The 13611-nt window shown below is 64.1% G+C and carries 14 protein-coding genes; 2 read left to right on the top strand and 12 right to left on the bottom strand.

Annotated elements, in window-relative coordinates:
• Positions 1 to 4 precede the first annotated feature (4 nt).
• Both APH27_RS22985 and recR read left to right on the top strand, forming a co-directional pair.
• On the top strand, positions 5 to 340 hold the full coding sequence (locus APH27_RS22985) for a YbaB/EbfC family nucleoid-associated protein (protein WP_027921266.1): 336 nt from the start codon (positions 5 to 7) through the stop codon (positions 338 to 340).
• Between the two features lie 89 nt (positions 341 to 429).
• Positions 430 to 1032: a recombination mediator RecR gene (gene recR, locus APH27_RS22980; RefSeq protein ID WP_027921267.1), complete on the top strand. Its 603-nt coding sequence runs from the start codon at positions 430 to 432 to the stop codon at positions 1030 to 1032.
• A gap of 107 nt (positions 1033 to 1139) precedes the next feature.
• On the opposite strand, the gene APH27_RS22975 is transcribed toward recR, so the two are convergent.
• The 12 genes from APH27_RS22975 to ccoN all read right to left on the bottom strand — a co-directional run bounded on the left by APH27_RS22975 (position 1140) and on the right by ccoN (position 13235).
• Positions 1140 to 1688 (bottom strand): adenine phosphoribosyltransferase, encoded by a 549-nt coding sequence (locus APH27_RS22975; RefSeq protein ID WP_027921268.1) that lies wholly within the window; start codon positions 1686 to 1688, stop codon positions 1140 to 1142.
• A gap of 55 nt (positions 1689 to 1743) precedes the next feature.
• On the bottom strand, positions 1744 to 2478 hold the full coding sequence (gene fnrA / locus APH27_RS22970) for a Crp/Fnr family transcriptional regulator FnrA (RefSeq protein WP_016711709.1): 735 nt from the start codon (positions 2476 to 2478) through the stop codon (positions 1744 to 1746).
• Between the two features lie 185 nt (positions 2479 to 2663).
• Positions 2664 to 4046 carry an oxygen-independent coproporphyrinogen III oxidase gene (hemN, locus tag APH27_RS22965; protein WP_027921269.1) on the bottom strand — a complete coding sequence of 461 codons (1383 nt, stop codon included), beginning with the start codon at positions 4044 to 4046 and terminating at the stop codon, positions 2664 to 2666.
• A gap of 205 nt (positions 4047 to 4251) precedes the next feature.
• On the bottom strand, positions 4252 to 4935 hold the full coding sequence (locus APH27_RS22960; protein WP_060485983.1) for a sulfite exporter TauE/SafE family protein: 684 nt from the start codon (positions 4933 to 4935) through the stop codon (positions 4252 to 4254).
• Positions 4928 to 5143 carry a cbb3-type cytochrome oxidase assembly protein CcoS gene (gene ccoS, locus APH27_RS22955; RefSeq protein ID WP_027921271.1) on the bottom strand — a complete coding sequence of 72 codons (216 nt, stop codon included), beginning with the start codon at positions 5141 to 5143 and terminating at the stop codon, positions 4928 to 4930. The genes APH27_RS22960 and ccoS overlap by 8 nt, the downstream gene beginning before the upstream one ends.
• Positions 5125 to 7605, bottom strand: coding sequence for a heavy metal translocating P-type ATPase (locus APH27_RS22950; RefSeq protein ID WP_060485982.1), 2481 nt, complete (start codon positions 7603 to 7605; stop codon positions 5125 to 5127). The genes ccoS and APH27_RS22950 overlap by 19 nt, the downstream gene beginning before the upstream one ends.
• Positions 7606 to 7759: 154 nt before the next feature.
• Positions 7760 to 8287: a FixH family protein gene (locus APH27_RS22945; RefSeq protein ID WP_060485981.1), complete on the bottom strand. Its 528-nt coding sequence runs from the start codon at positions 8285 to 8287 to the stop codon at positions 7760 to 7762.
• Between the two features lie 17 nt (positions 8288 to 8304).
• Positions 8305 to 9720: a cytochrome c oxidase accessory protein CcoG gene (gene ccoG, locus APH27_RS22940; protein ID WP_060485980.1), complete on the bottom strand. Its 1416-nt coding sequence runs from the start codon at positions 9718 to 9720 to the stop codon at positions 8305 to 8307.
• A 290-nt stretch (positions 9721 to 10010) separates the two neighbouring features.
• Positions 10011 to 10991, bottom strand: coding sequence for a cytochrome-c oxidase, cbb3-type subunit III (gene ccoP / locus APH27_RS22935; RefSeq protein WP_060485979.1), 981 nt, complete (start codon positions 10989 to 10991; stop codon positions 10011 to 10013).
• Positions 10988 to 11179, bottom strand: a complete 192-nt coding sequence (locus APH27_RS22930) for a CcoQ/FixQ family Cbb3-type cytochrome c oxidase assembly chaperone (RefSeq protein ID WP_027921276.1) — start codon at positions 11177 to 11179, stop codon at positions 10988 to 10990. Before APH27_RS22930 ends, ccoP begins: the two co-directional genes overlap by 4 nt.
• Positions 11180 to 11184: 5 nt before the next feature.
• Complete coding sequence (ccoO, locus tag APH27_RS22925) at positions 11185 to 11793, bottom strand: cytochrome-c oxidase, cbb3-type subunit II (protein WP_027921277.1); 609 nt, start codon at positions 11791 to 11793, stop codon at positions 11185 to 11187.
• Positions 11793 to 13235, bottom strand: a complete 1443-nt coding sequence (ccoN, locus tag APH27_RS22920; protein WP_027921278.1) for a cytochrome-c oxidase, cbb3-type subunit I — start codon at positions 13233 to 13235, stop codon at positions 11793 to 11795. The genes ccoO and ccoN overlap by 1 nt, the downstream gene beginning before the upstream one ends.
• Positions 13236 to 13611 lie beyond the last annotated feature (376 nt).

The following is a 13611-nucleotide window of genomic DNA, read 5'->3' as shown; positions in this document are numbered from 1 at the left end:
CCCCATGATGAAAGGTGGCATGGCCGGCCTGATGAAGCAGGCCCAGCAGATGCAGGAAAAGATGCAAAAGATGCAGGAAGAGCTGGCCAACGCCGAAGTCACCGGCCAGTCCGGTGGCGGCCTGGTGAGCGTGGTGATGACCGGTCGTCACGACGTCAAGCGTGTCAGCATCGACCAGAGCCTGATGTCGACCGATGAAGACGACAAGGAAGTGCTGGAAGACCTGATCGCCGCTGCGCTGAACGACGCCGTGCGCAAGATCGAGCAGAACAGCCAGGACAAGATGGGCAACATGACTGCCGGCATGCAGCTGCCGCCGGGCTTCAAGATGCCGTTCTGATCCGCTTTCAGCTTCACAGGGGGAGTAACGGCCTGGCGGTCGTTGCTCCCTTGTTCATTCTGTTTTCCAAGACTTGCAGGCCTGTCTACATGAGCTTCAGCCCCCTGATCCGCCAACTGATCGACGCCCTGCGCACCCTCCCGGGCGTCGGCCAGAAAACCGCCCAGCGCATGGCCTTGCAGCTGCTTGAACGTGACCGCAGTGGCGGCCTGCGCCTGGCCCAGGCGCTGAGCCAGGCCATGGAGGGGGTAGGCCATTGCCGCCAGTGCCGGACCCTGACCGAGCAGGCGCTGTGCCCGCAGTGCAGCGACCCGCGCCGTGATGACACGCAGCTGTGCGTGGTGGAAGGGCCGATGGATGTGTATGCGGTGGAGCAGACCGGCTATCGCGGGCGTTACTTTGTGCTCAAGGGGCACTTGTCGCCGCTCGATGGCCTGGGGCCTGAAGCGATTGGCGTGCCGCAGCTGATGGCGCGGATCGAAGAGCAAGGCAGCTTCACTGAAGTGATCCTGGCGACCAACCCGACCGTGGAGGGTGAGGCCACGGCGCATTACATCGCCCAGTTGCTGAACGAGAAAGGGCTGGTGGCGTCGCGCATCGCCCATGGCGTGCCGCTGGGTGGGGAGCTGGAACTGGTCGATGGCGGCACCCTGGCCCATGCCTTTGCCGGGCGCAAGCCGATCTCGCTGTAAATCGCTGGGGCTGTTCGCAGGCTATTCGCAGGCAAGCCCGCCCCACATGAACACTGTGGGGGCGGGCTTGCCCGCGAATGGGCCGCACAGCGGCCCCAAACAGCAACTCAGTATTCGCTCAGGGAAAACTCGGTCAGGCAGAAGGTCGGTACCCCGGCCGCCTGCAGTCGGCGCGAGCCATCCAGCTCTGGCAGGTCGATGATCGCTGCCGCTTCGAATACCTGCGCACCGGTGCGGCGCACCAGGTTGGCTGCGGCCAGCAGGGTGCCGCCGGTGGCAATCAGGTCATCGAAGATCAGTACCGAATCACCTTCGCACAGGCTGTCGGCATGCACTTCCAGGAAGGCTTCGCCGTATTCGGTCTGGTAGGCCTCGCTCAACACGTCAGCCGGCAGCTTGCCCTGTTTGCGGAACAGGATCAGCGGCTTGTTCAGCTGGTGGGCGATGATCGAGCCGATCAGGAAACCCCGTGCGTCCATGGCGCCGATGTGGCTGAACTCAGCCTCGACGTAACGCTCGATGAACTGGTCGGCCACGTAGCGCAGCCCGCGCGGCGACTGGAACAGCGGGGTGATGTCGCGGAAGATCACGCCGGGCTTGGGGAAGTCCACTACCGGGCGGATCAGGGCTTTGAGGTCGAAGGCGTCGCTGTGCATTGTTGCGGGTATCCTGGGAAAACGAATGCCCAAGTATACCCGCTAAACGCCAATTTCAGGCTTCGATTGCACCGCCGGCCAGCGCGCACAGCTGGATCGGGTCGAGGATATGCACTTCCTTGCCTTCGGCGCGGATCAGGCCGTTCTGCTGGAAGCGGGTGAAGACTCGCGACACGGTTTCCACCGCCAGCCCCAGGTAGTTGCCGATCTCGTTGCGCGACATGCTCAGGCGGAACTGGTTGGCCGAGTAGCCGCGGGCGCGGAAGCGTGCGGACAGGTTGACCAGGAAAGTGGCAATGCGTTCGTCGGCGGTTTTCTTCGACAGCAGCAGCATCATCTGCTGATCGTCACGAATTTCGCGGCTCATCACCCGCATCAGCTGGCGGCGCAGCTGTGGCAGCTGAACGGAGAGCTCATCGAGGCGCTCGAAGGGAATTTCACAAACCGAGGTGGTTTCCTGGGCCTGGGCCGACACCGGGTAGGCCTCGGTGTCCATGCCGGACAGGCCGACCAGCTCGCTGGGCAGGTGGAAGCCGGTGATCTGTTCTTCGCCGCTGTCGCTCAGGCTGAAGGTCTTGAGGGCGCCGGAACGAACGGCGTAAACCGAGCCGAAATTGTCACCCTGGCGGAACAGGAACTCGCCTTTCTTCAGTGGGCGCCCGCGCTTGACGATTTCATCCAGTGCATCCATGTCTTCCAGGTTGAGCGAAAGAGGCAGGCACAGGGGGGCCAGGCTGCAGTCCTTGCAGTGGGCCTGGTTATGAGGGCGCAGTTTGACTGGCTCGGACATTTGAATCGATCCTTGTGGGAAAGCACACATAAGTCGTAAGGGTAACCCACGACACAGGGTGTAGGCCAGTTGCGCGTTGGTGATGCGCGCTGGCGATACCCCGGCAGGTTACCTGCCGGGAGTCCATGTGTGCCCATAGTGTGCCTGGCCAGGAGGCTTGTCCATGCGGTTGATCGGCTCGCCGTTCAGATCACCCGGGAAAAACGCTGGCGGTTTTGCATCGCCAGGTAGGCGTCGAACACCATGCACACCGAGCGCGCCAGCAGGCGCCCGGCTGGCAGGATGCGTATGCCCTTGTCGTCGAGGCTGATCAGGCCGTCACGTTGCATGCTCTGCAGTTCTGGCCACAGACCGTTGAAATATCCACGGAAATCGATGGTGAACGCCTCCTCGATCGGCTCGAAGTCCAGTTCGAAATGGCAGATCAGCTGTTGGATCACGGCCCGCCGCAGGCGGTCGTCGTGGTTGCAGAGCAGCCCGCGCTGGGTCGCCAGTTGGGCGTTGGACAGGGCGTCCTGATAGGTATTGAGGTCGCTGCTGTTCTGGCAGTACAGGTCGCCGATCTGGCTGATCGCCGAAACCCCCAGGCCAATGAGGTCGCAGTGGCCGTGGGTGGTGTAGCCCTGGAAGTTGCGCTGCAGGGTGCCTTCTTCCTGGGCGATTGCCAGCTCGTCGTCGGGCAGGGCGAAGTGGTCCATGCCGATGTAGCGGTAGCCGGCGGCGGTCAGCTGCTCGATGGTGTTGTGCAGCATCTCCAGCTTCACCGCCGGGGCCGGCAGGTCGTTGCTGTCGATGCGCCGCTGCGGCATGAAGCGCTCGGGCAGGTGGGCGTAGTTGAACACCGAGAGCCGATCCGGTTGCAGGCGAATCACCTCGTCGACGGTTCGGGCAAAACCTTCCACGGTCTGTTTGGGCAGGCCGTAGATCAGGTCGAGGTTGACCGAGCGGAACTGCAAGGTGCGTGCGGCCTCGATCAGGGTGCGGGTCTGCTCCAGGCTCTGCAGGCGGTTGACCGCGCGTTGTACAGCCGGGTCGAGGTCCTGCACGCCGAGGCTGACGCGGTTGAAGCCCAGTTCGCGGAGCAGGCCCATGGTCGACCAGTCGGCTTCGCGGGGGTCGATCTCGATGCCGTAGTCCCCGGAATCGTCATCCAGCAGGTTGAAGTGCTGGCGCAGGGTGGCCATCAGCTGGCGCAGTTCCACATGGCTGAGGAAGGTCGGCGTGCCACCGCCAAAGTGCAGCTGTTCAACGCGCTGTTTAGGGTCCAGGTGGCAGGCGATCAGCTGGATCTCCTGCTCCAGGCGCTGCAGGTAAGGTGCCGCGCGGCCGCGGTCCTTGGTGATGACCTTGTTGCAGGCGCAGTAGTAGCAGATGTTGGCGCAGAACGGTACGTGCACATACAGCGACAGTGGGCGCACGGCCCGGCGGCTCTCGCGCAGGGCGTGGAGCAGGTCGAACGAGCCTACCTCGCTGTGCAGTTGCACGGCGGTCGGGTAGGAGGTGTAGCGTGGGCCGGCGAGATCGTAGCGGCGGATCAGGTCGGCATCCCAACGTAGGTCGTCGAGCATGTGGGCGGTCCCCGGATAATGCAGCAGTGTCCGGAGTCTATGGCCGTCTGTAGGAAACTGTGTTGATTTGTATCAAGGCTGACAGGAGCTGCTTTGCAGCCCATTGGCGGGCCAAGCCCGCTCTCCCAGGGCCACCACAGGCCTCACGGCGTGTGCTGTCCCTGTGGGCGCGGGCTTGCTCGTGAATGGGCCGCGACACGGCCCATCAGTGGCCCATGAGCCAGTGCTGGTGAGGGCCAGGCAACGTCCAGATTCCAAACAGGATCACCAGTACACCACCGGCCATGCGCACACTGCGCCGCCTCAACACGGCGTTTACCCGCTCCGCCGCCAGCCCTGTGGCCAGCAATATCGGCCAGGTCCCCAGCCCGAATGCCAGCATCAACGCAGCACTGTAGCCAGCGTTGCCCTGGCTGGCCGCCCACAACAAGGTGCTGTACACCAGGCCGCACGGCAGCCAGCCCCACAGCGCGCCCAGCAGCAGTGCGCGGGGTAGGCTGGACACCGGCATCAGGCGGGAGGCGGCTGGCTGAATGTGCCGCCAAAGCCCTCGGCCCAGTGCTTCGATGCGGGTCAGCCCGCTCCACCAGCCGGCCAGGTACAGGCCCATGGCGATCAGCAACAATGCTGCCACCACGCGCAAGGCCATGGCTGCCGGGCTGCTGGCCACTGCCCAGCCAGCCAGGCCCAGCAGCAGGCCGGCGCAGGCATAGCTGAGGATGCGCCCCAGGTTGTATGCCACCAGCAGGCGCAGGCGCCGCCTGCGTTGTTCTGGGGGGATGGCCAGGGTCAGCGCGCCCATCAGGCCACCGCACATGCCCAGGCAGTGGCCACCACCGAGCAGGCCGAGGACCAGTGCCGAGCCGATCAGGGGAAGCAGGTCAGGCACGGGGTGGTGCTTCCTTGTCGCCTGGCGCTGTGGTTTCGTCAGGTTTGACCGCCGCCTGATGGCGCGGGTCCTGATCATCGAACAGGATGCTGTGGGCCGGCCCTTCGAGGTCGTCGTACTGGCCGCTGTCCACCGCCCAGAAGAAGATGTACACGGCCACGCCAACCAGCAGCAGGGCGGCTGGGATCATCACATAGAGCGCGGGCATGGCGACTTCCTTCCGTTAGCTGCTGTGTCGTTCGCAGGCAAGCCCGCTGCCGCCGGCGGGTGAGCCAGCCGGGTCAGGCGCAGGGCATTGAGCACCACGATCAGTGAACTGACCGACATGCCGATGGCCGCCCACACCGGGGTGATCCAGCCAAGCGCGGCGAACGGCAACATGAGGCCATTATACAGGGTTGCCCAGAGCAGGTTCTCGAGGATGTTGCGGCGGGTGCGGCGGGCCAGGTCAAAGGCCTCGACCAGTGCTTGCAGGCGGTTGGACAACAGCACCGCGTCGGCGCTGGTCTTGGCCAGGTCGGTGGCGCTGCCCATGGCGATGCTGATGTCGGCGGCGGCCAGCACCGGCACGTCATTGACCCCGTCACCAAGCATCAGCACCTTGCGCCCCGACGCCTGAAGCGCCTTGAGCCGGTCCAGCTTGTCGTCCGGGCGCAGCCCGCCAATGGCCTGGTCGATGCCCAGTTGCGCGGCCACCTCGGCGACCATCGGCGAACTGTCGCCGGACAGCAGCAGCGTACGCCAGCCGCGTGCCTGGCAAACGGCGAGCAGGGCCGGGGCATCTTCGCGCAGGCGATCATCGAGGCCGAACCAGGCCAGTGGGCCCTGGCGGTCGCCCAGCAGCAACCATTGGCCGCGAGGTTCTGGCACGCTGGGGATTTCGGCGCCACTGAGCGCACAGACGAAGGTGGCCTGGCCGATGCGCAGTGGCTGGCCGTCGACCTTGCCCTCGAGCCCGAGCCCCGGCACTGTCTGGACCTCGTCGGCGGGGCTGGCGGTACGGCCAAAGGCACGGGCGATCGGGTGTTCTGAGCGGTTCTCGAGGGCAGCGGCGAGGGCCAGGCAGCGGTCGGCAGGCAGCGCCGCCAGAGGGCGGATGTTGCGCAGGGTCAGGCGGCCTTCGGTGAGGGTGCCGGTCTTGTCGAAGATCACCGTGTCGATCTGGTTGAGGCCCTCCAGCACGTGGCCGCGGGTCACCAGCAGGCCCAGCTTGTGCAGGGTGCCAGTGGCAGCGGTGAGCGCGGTCGGGGTGGCCAGGGACAAGGCGCATGGGCAGGTTGCCACCAGCATGGCCAGGACGATCCAGAATGCCCGCGCCGGGTCCAGGTACCACCACCACAGGCCGATGGCCAGGGCGGCCAGCAGCGAGAACAGCAGGAAATACTGCGAGGCGCGGTCGGCGATTTCCGCCAGCCGTGGTTTTTCTGTCTGCGCGCGTTCAAGCAGGCGGACAATGGCTGAAAGGCGCGAGTCATGGCCGAGGGCTTCGACTTCCACGTTCAGCGTGCTCTCGACGTTCAGCGTGCCGCCAGTGACGCGCTCGCCGGCCCGGCGCGGTTGTGGCAAGTACTCGCCCGTCAGCAGCGATTCGTCGACGCTGGAGTGGCCTTCGACGATGCGCCCGTCGGCAGGGATCACCGCGCCAGGCAGCACTTGCACGGTATCGCCACGCTGCAGCTCGCCGAGCAGGATGCGTTCGGCCCGGCCGAGGCTGTCCAGGCGCAGGCATGAGGCGGGTAGCAGGTTGACCAGCTGCGCGGTGGCGGCGGCGGTACGTTCACGGGCGCGGCGCTCGAGGTAGCGGCCGGTGAGGAGGAACAGGGCAAACATGCCGACGGTATCGAAGTACAGCTCGCCGCTGCCGGTCACGGCCGTCCAGATGCCCGCGCCGAAAGCCAGGCCAATGGCCAGCGACACTGAGACGTCCATGGTCAGGTGGCGGGTGCGCAGGTCGCGCGCGGCACCCTTGAAGAACGGTGCGCAGCTGTAGAACACGATGGGAATGGTCAGAAACAGCGCGACCCAGCGTAGGATGGTGTGCATCTCTGGCGACAGGTCGATGCTGAATTCCGGCCAGGTGGCCATGGTCGCCATCATCGCCTGGAACCACAGCAGCCCGGCCACGCCCAGGCGGCGCAGGGCGCTGCGGTTCTCCCGGGCGAGCTGCTCGGCGGCCTGGTCGGGCTGGTAGGGGTGGGCGGCATAGCCGATCTGGCGCAGCTGGGCGAGCAGCCGCGACAGCGGTAGCTGGTGGTCGTCCCAGTTGAGCTGGAGGCGATGGTTGGACAGGTTCAGGCGGGCTTCGGCGACGCCTGGCAGGTTGCGCAGGTGTTTTTCGATCAGCCAGCCGCAGGCAGCGCAGCTGATGCCCTCGACCAGCAGGGTGGTCTCGGCGAGTTCGCCGGCATGGCGGACGAAGTGCTGCTGTACATCGCTGCGGTCGTAAAGGGCCAGTTCGTCCTGCAGTTGCTTGGGCAGCGCTTCGGGGTTGATGCTGCTGTCGCTGCGGTGCTGGTAATAGTGCGCAAGGCCGCCGGCGACGATGGACTCGGCCACCGCCTGGCAGCCCGGGCAGCAAAACTGCCGGGGTTCGCCGAGGACCACGGCAGTGAAGCGGCTGCCGGCGGGGACGGGCAGGGCGCAGTGGTAGCAGGGGGTGGGTTGGGTCATTACATCATGGCCTTACACAAATCGTCTGCATGACGCGCATCCTTGTAGGAGCGGCCTTGTGTCGCGAAAGGGCTGCATGGCAGCCCCGGCAATCTTTGCGGCTAAGCTGAATCCTGGGGCCGCTCCGCGCCCCGCTCGCGACGCAAGGCTGCTGCTACAGGTGCTCGGCGCCCTGGATGGCTTCATCGCCCAGTTGCAACGTGACGCCATGCTCGACCTTCTCTTCCTCGAACAACCGCCACACATGTTCGTCCTGGCTGCCGAGCAGCTCCACGAACCGGCGCCCGTCGACCTTGTCTTCCAGCTGCCCGACATAACGCCCGGCCTCGACCCGGCTGAGCAGCACCTTGCGGTCCTTGTCTGGCTGGGTCGGCGAAATCAGGTTCAGTTCCAGGTTCTGTGGGTCACTGTTGCCGTTCAGGCGCACGTCCACTTCGCCGGTCAACTCATCCAGGTGCACGCTGGCCTTGAGATTGAGGGTCTGGGCCAGCAGTTCACGGTCCAGCGAGCGGTTGATGCCTTTGCCAGCCTCGTAATAGTTGTCGTTGACCAGGTTGTCCGGGTTGTTTACGGCAATGCTGACCATGGTCAGGCTCAGGCACACCGAGGTGGTCAGGATGCCGATGATGATCCAGGGCCAGAGGTGCTTGTACCAGGGGCTGGCGGCGGTGGCGGCAGGCATTGTCAGTGTTCTCTCTGTCAGCGGATCTGTGGGCCGATGAAGCGGCTCTTGGCTTCAACCTTGGCAGCGCTGTCGTCGGCGCTCTTGAGGATGAAGGTGATTTCGTTGGTGGTCGAGGGCAGCTTCTCGGGGGCGATCGACAGTTGCACCGGCAGGCTGACGATATCGCCGGCGGCCACGCGGATTTCACGCTGGCCTTCCAGGCGCAGGTCGGGCAGGCCGGCGGCGTCCAGCACGTAGACGTGGTCGCGCTGGTCCTTGTTCATGACCTTGAGGCTGTACACGTTTTCGATCCGGCCCTGGGCGTTCTCGCGGTACAGCACGCGGTCCTTGCTGACGTCGAAGCCCACCAGCGAGCGGGTGGCGAAGGCCGTACCCAGGGCGACGATCATCACCAGCAGCACCGCGGCATAGCCGATCAGGCGTGGGCGCAGCATATGGGTCTTCTGCCCCGAGAGGTTGTGTTCGGTGGTGTAGCTGATCAGCCCTTTGGGGTAGTTCATCTTTTCCATGATGCTGTCACAGGCATCGATGCACGCCGCACAGCCAATGCATTCGATCTGCAAGCCGTCGCGGATGTCGATGCCGGTGGGGCATACCTGAACGCACATGGTGCAATCGATGCAGTCGCCCAGGCCCTTGGCCTTGTAGTCGACGTCTTTTTTGCGCGGGCCGCGGGTTTCGCCACGGCGCGGGTCGTAGGAAACGATCAGGGTGTCCTTGTCGAACATCACGCTCTGGAAGCGCGCGTAGGGGCACATGTACACGCACACCTGCTCGCGCAGCCAGCCGGCGTTGCCATAGGTGGCCAGGGTGAAGAAGCCGACCCAGAAGTAGGCCCAGCCGTCGGCATCGCCTGTGAAGAATTCAGTGAGCAGTTCGCGGATGGGCGAGAAGTAGCCAACGAAGGTCATGCCGGTGACGAAGCCGATCAGCAGCCACAGGCTGTGCTTGGCGAACTTGCGCAGGAGTTTGTTGCCGCTCATGGGGGAGCGGTCGAGCTTCATGCGCTGGTTGCGGTCACCCTCGGTGACTTTTTCGCACCACATGAAGATCCACGTCCACACGCTTTGCGGGCAGGTGTAGCCGCACCACACGCGGCCAGCGTAGACGGTGACGAAGAACAGGCCGAAGGCGGCGACGATGAGGATGCCCGAGAGCAGGATGAAGTCCTGGGGCCAGATGGTGGCGCCGAAGATGTAGAACTTGCGCTCGGGCAGGTTCCACCACACGGCCTGGTGCCCGCCCCAGTTCAGCCACACGGTGCCAAAGTAGAGCAGGAACAGCACCGCGCCGCCGACCATCCGCAGCCTGCGGAAGATGCCGGTGAAGGCGCGGGTGTAGATTTTTTCGCGGGAGGCGTAGAGATCGACGGAATCCTTCCCTTTGTTGGCAGGCGGGGTGACGTCATGTACCGGAATTTGCTTGCTCATCATCAAGTCCCACGGCAGTGGAGAAACGCCGCGGCCAGTGCGTGCCGGCCGCAGTCTCGCGCATTCTGCTAGCGCTCTGCGGTCCATGATACGCCGCTGATGGCGGTATGGGATCGCGCTGCGACCTTTAGTCGCGTTGGGTTCGTGGCATGAATCGTGTTATGGCGGGTGTCAATTGATCCAGGTCATCTTGTGTTGCTTTTGCCAGGCTCATCGCGGATGAATCCGCCCCTACAGGGCCCGTGTAACCCTTGCAGGAGCGGATTCATCCGCGAGAGGCCAGGCCTGCCTTACTCGGCCTGCTGGGCCGCCTCCGGCTGGTGCGACAGGCTGTACACATAAGCGGCCAGCAAGTGCACCTTGTCATTACCCTGCAGCTGCTCCTGGGCTGGCATCTGCCCTTGGCGGCCATAGCGAATGGTCTGCTGCAGCTGGGCAAAGCTCGAACCGTAGATGAACGCCTGCGGGTGGGTCAGGTTTGGCGCACCCATGGCTGGGGTGCCCTTGCCCTCAGGCCCGTGGCAAGCCACGCAGTTGGCGGCGAAGAGCTTCTGACCGTTCTCGGCATCGGCCTTGGCGCCTTCTGGCAGGCTGCGGCCATCGAGCTTGCTGGTGACGAATGCGGCGACATCGGCCACGCCCTGTTCGCCGAGCACGTCACCCCAGGCTGGCATCACGCCATGGCGCCCGCCCATGATGGTGGTCTTGATGGTTTCCGGCTCGCCGCCCCAGCGCCAGTCCTGGTCGGTCAGGTTGGGGAAGCCGTAGGCGCCCTTGGCGTCGGAACCGTGGCAGACCGAGCAGTTCGAAGCGAACAGGCGTGCGCCCATCTTCAGCGCCTGGGGGTCCTTGGCCACTTCCTCGAGTGGCATGGCGGCGTACTTGGCAAAGATCGGCCCGAAGCGCGCGTTGGCCTTGGCCATTTCCTTTTCCCACTCGTGCACGCCGGTCCAGCCCGGCTGGCCGTTGGAGAACTCGGTCTGCTTGTCGTTATCCAGGTACGAGTAGCCCGGCAACATGCCTTTCCAGTTGCCCAGGCCTGGGTACAGCACCAGGTAGCCAAGGGCGAAGATGATGGTGCCGACGAACAGCCAGAACCACCATTTGGGCAGTGGGTTGTCGTATTCCTCGATGCCATCGAAGGCATGCCCGACGGTTTCGTCGGTGACCTCTTCGCGCTGGCCCTTGCGGGTCGACAGCAGCAGCCAGGTCAGCGAGAAGATGGTGCCCAGGGTCAGGACGGTAACGTACAGACTCCAGAAGGTTGTCATTGTTGTTTGCTCCCAGAAGCTTTTGCTTGCTCGACGTGCTTGCTGGCCCCGGGATCATCCGCAAAGGGCAGTTGGGTCGCTTCGTCGAAGTCCTTCTTGCGCCGTGGGTTGAACACCCACAGCGCCAGGCCCACGAAGGCCACCATCACCACGACGGTGCCCAGGCCGCGAATCATCCCGATATCCATCAGCGTCACCGTTTGCTTTTGATGATGGTGCCAAGACCCTGCAGGTACGCGACCAGGGCGTCCATTTCGGTCTTGCCCTTGACCGCGTCGCGGGCGCCGGCGATGTCTGCATCGGTGTACGGCGTGCCCAGGGTACGCAGCACTTCGAGCTTCTTGGCGGTGTCCTTGCCGTCGAGCTTGTTCTCGACCAGCCACGGGTAGGACGGCATCTTCGATTCCGGTACCACGTTGCGCGGGTTGTACAGGTGCGCGCGGTGCCAGTCGTCCGAGTAGCGGCCGCCAACGCGGGCCAGGTCAGGCCCGGTGCGCTTGGAGCCCCACAGGAACGGGTGGTCCCAGACGCTTTCGCCAGCGACCGAGTAGTGGCCGTAGCGCTCGGTTTCGGCGCGGAACGGGCGGATCATCTGCGAGTGGCAACCGACGCAGCCTTCACGGATGTAGATGTCGCGGCCTTCGACTTCCAGCGCGGTGCGCGGCTTCATGCCTTCGACCGGTTTGTTGGTGACGTCCTGGAAAAACAGTGGGACGATCTGGGTCAGGCCACCGACGCTCACGGCGATGACCATGAAGAAGGCCAGCAGGCCTATGTTCTTCTCGACGGCTTCATGCTTCATCAGTGCGCTCCCACGACGACGATCTTGGCGGCTTCCTCAGCCTGTACCGGGTTGGCGGCACGTACGGTACGGAATACGTTGTAGGCCATCAGCAGCATGCCGGAGGCGAAGAACGCACCGCCCAGGGCGCGGACGATATAGCCAGGGTGGCTGGCCTGCAGGGCTTCGACGAAGGAGTAGGTGAGCGTGCCGTCATCGTTGATGGCGCGCCACATCAGGCCCTGGGTAATGCCGTTGACCCACATCGAGGCGATGTACAGCACGGTGCCGATGGTCGCCAGCCAGAAGTGCGCGTTGATCAGGCCGACACTGTGCATCTGCTCGCGGCCGTAGAGTTTCGGGATCATGTGGTAGACCGCGCCGATGGAGATCATCGCCACCCAGCCGAGGGCGCCGGCATGTACGTGGCCGATGGTCCAGTCGGTGTAGTGCGACAGCGAGTTCACAGTCTTGATGGCCATCATCGGGCCTTCGAAGGTGGACATGCCATAGAACGCCAGCGACACCACCAGGAAGCGCAGGATCGGGTCGGTGCGCAGTTTGTGCCAGGCGCCCGAGAGGGTCATCATGCCGTTGATCATGCCGCCCCAGCTCGGTGCCAGGAGGATGATCGACATCACCATGCCCAGCGACTGCGCCCAATCCGGCAGGGCGGTGTAGTGCAGGTGGTGGGGGCCTGCCCAGATGTACAGGGTAATCAGCGCCCAGAAGTGGACGATCGACAGGCGATAGGAGTAGATCGGCCGCTCGGCCTGCTTGGGCACGAAGTAGTACATCATCCCCAGGAAGCCTGTGGTGAGGAAGAAGCCCACCGCGTTGTGGCCGTACCACCACTGGATCATCGCGTCGGTGGCACCGGCATAGGCCGAGTACGACTTGAACAGGCTGACCGGCAGCGAGATGTGGTTGACGATGTGCAGCATCGCGGTGACCACGATGAAGGCACCGTAGAACCAGTTGCCGACATAGATGTGCTTGGTCTTGCGCTTGACGATGGTGCCGAAGAACACCAACCCGTAGGTGACCCAGACAATGGCCAGCAGGATCGCCAGCGGCCACTCGAGCTCAGCGTATTCCTTGGTGGTGGTGAAGCCCATCGGCAGGGTGATCAGCGCGCCGACGATCACCGCCTGCCAGCCCCAGAAGGTGAAGGCGGCCATGCTGTCGGAGATCAGCCGGGTCTGGCAGGTCCGCTGCACCACGTAGTAGCTGGTGCCGAACAGCGCACAGCCACCGAAGGCGAAGATGACCAGGTTGGTGTGCAGCGGGCGCAGGCGGCCGAAGCTGGTCCAGGGCAGGTCCAGGTTCAGTTGCGGCCACACCAGCTGCGAGGCGATGAAGACGCCCAGGCCCATGCCAAGGATCCCCCAGACCACCGTCATGATGGCGAACTGGCGGACGACCTTATAGTTATAAGCAGTCGGACTGATTGCTGTGCTCATTCTAAGGTTCCACGGTTTTGGTGTTCTTGTTGGTCGAAAAATCGGCGCCAGTATCGATAACCACTTGGGTTATGGCAACGCAAGGATCCTTGCGCCGACCCGTGTCCGGGCCCTTTCGTCGGTGTCCCACGGCGATAGGGTCGGGACGATTGTACACAAATAAATATTTGTAATGTGTACCGTTTTTCACCTTTTTCTGATCGATCGGTCAAGCTTTTTTTGCGGACGGCATCAGGCTGTGCGCCGCGTCTGCTTCGCTCCTTTGGGAGCGAAGCCCACTGTGGCAACAAGCTTAGTTCTGTTCGGAGGGGGTGCAAGGGAGGGGTACGGCGGGTGTAAGGCATGGGTGTTGCGGTGGGGCGGGTATCGAGCGCCG

It is taken from the genome of Pseudomonas sp. NBRC 111123 (genome assembly GCF_001320205.1).
In the GTDB taxonomy this organism is placed as follows: Bacteria; Pseudomonadota; Gammaproteobacteria; order Pseudomonadales; family Pseudomonadaceae; genus Aquipseudomonas; species Aquipseudomonas putida_J.
Note: the sequence above shows the minus strand (reverse complement) of the source record. Positions and strands in the feature narration are given on the sequence as shown.

Excerpts from the sequence above, each read along its gene's own strand:
- recR (WP_027921267.1), top strand. The coding sequence starts at position 430 with ATGAGCTTCAGCCCCCTGATCCGCCAACTGATCGACGCCCTGCGCACC.
- APH27_RS22985 (WP_027921266.1), top strand. The coding sequence starts at position 5 with ATGATGAAAGGTGGCATGGCCGGCCTGATGAAGCAGGCCCAGCAGATG.
- APH27_RS22975 (WP_027921268.1), bottom strand. The coding sequence starts at position 1,688 with ATGCACAGCGACGCCTTCGACCTCAAAGCCCTGATCCGCCCGGTAGTG.
- APH27_RS22950 (WP_060485982.1), bottom strand. The coding sequence starts at position 7,605 with ATGACCCAACCCACCCCCTGCTACCACTGCGCCCTGCCCGTCCCCGCC.
- fnrA (WP_016711709.1), bottom strand. The coding sequence starts at position 2,478 with ATGTCCGAGCCAGTCAAACTGCGCCCTCATAACCAGGCCCACTGCAAG.
- ccoS (WP_027921271.1), bottom strand. The coding sequence starts at position 5,143 with ATGCCCGCGCTCTATGTGATGATCCCAGCCGCCCTGCTGCTGGTTGGC.
- ccoP (WP_060485979.1), bottom strand. The coding sequence starts at position 10,991 with ATGACAACCTTCTGGAGTCTGTACGTTACCGTCCTGACCCTGGGCACC.
- ccoG (WP_060485980.1), bottom strand. The coding sequence starts at position 9,720 with ATGAGCAAGCAAATTCCGGTACATGACGTCACCCCGCCTGCCAACAAA.
- hemN (WP_027921269.1), bottom strand. The coding sequence starts at position 4,046 with ATGCTCGACGACCTACGTTGGGATGCCGACCTGATCCGCCGCTACGAT.
- APH27_RS22930 (WP_027921276.1), bottom strand. The coding sequence starts at position 11,179 with ATGGATATCGGGATGATTCGCGGCCTGGGCACCGTCGTGGTGATGGTG.
- ccoO (WP_027921277.1), bottom strand. The coding sequence starts at position 11,793 with ATGAAGCATGAAGCCGTCGAGAAGAACATAGGCCTGCTGGCCTTCTTC.
- ccoN (WP_027921278.1), bottom strand. The coding sequence starts at position 13,235 with ATGAGCACAGCAATCAGTCCGACTGCTTATAACTATAAGGTCGTCCGC.
- APH27_RS22945 (WP_060485981.1), bottom strand. The coding sequence starts at position 8,287 with ATGCCTGCCGCCACCGCCGCCAGCCCCTGGTACAAGCACCTCTGGCCC.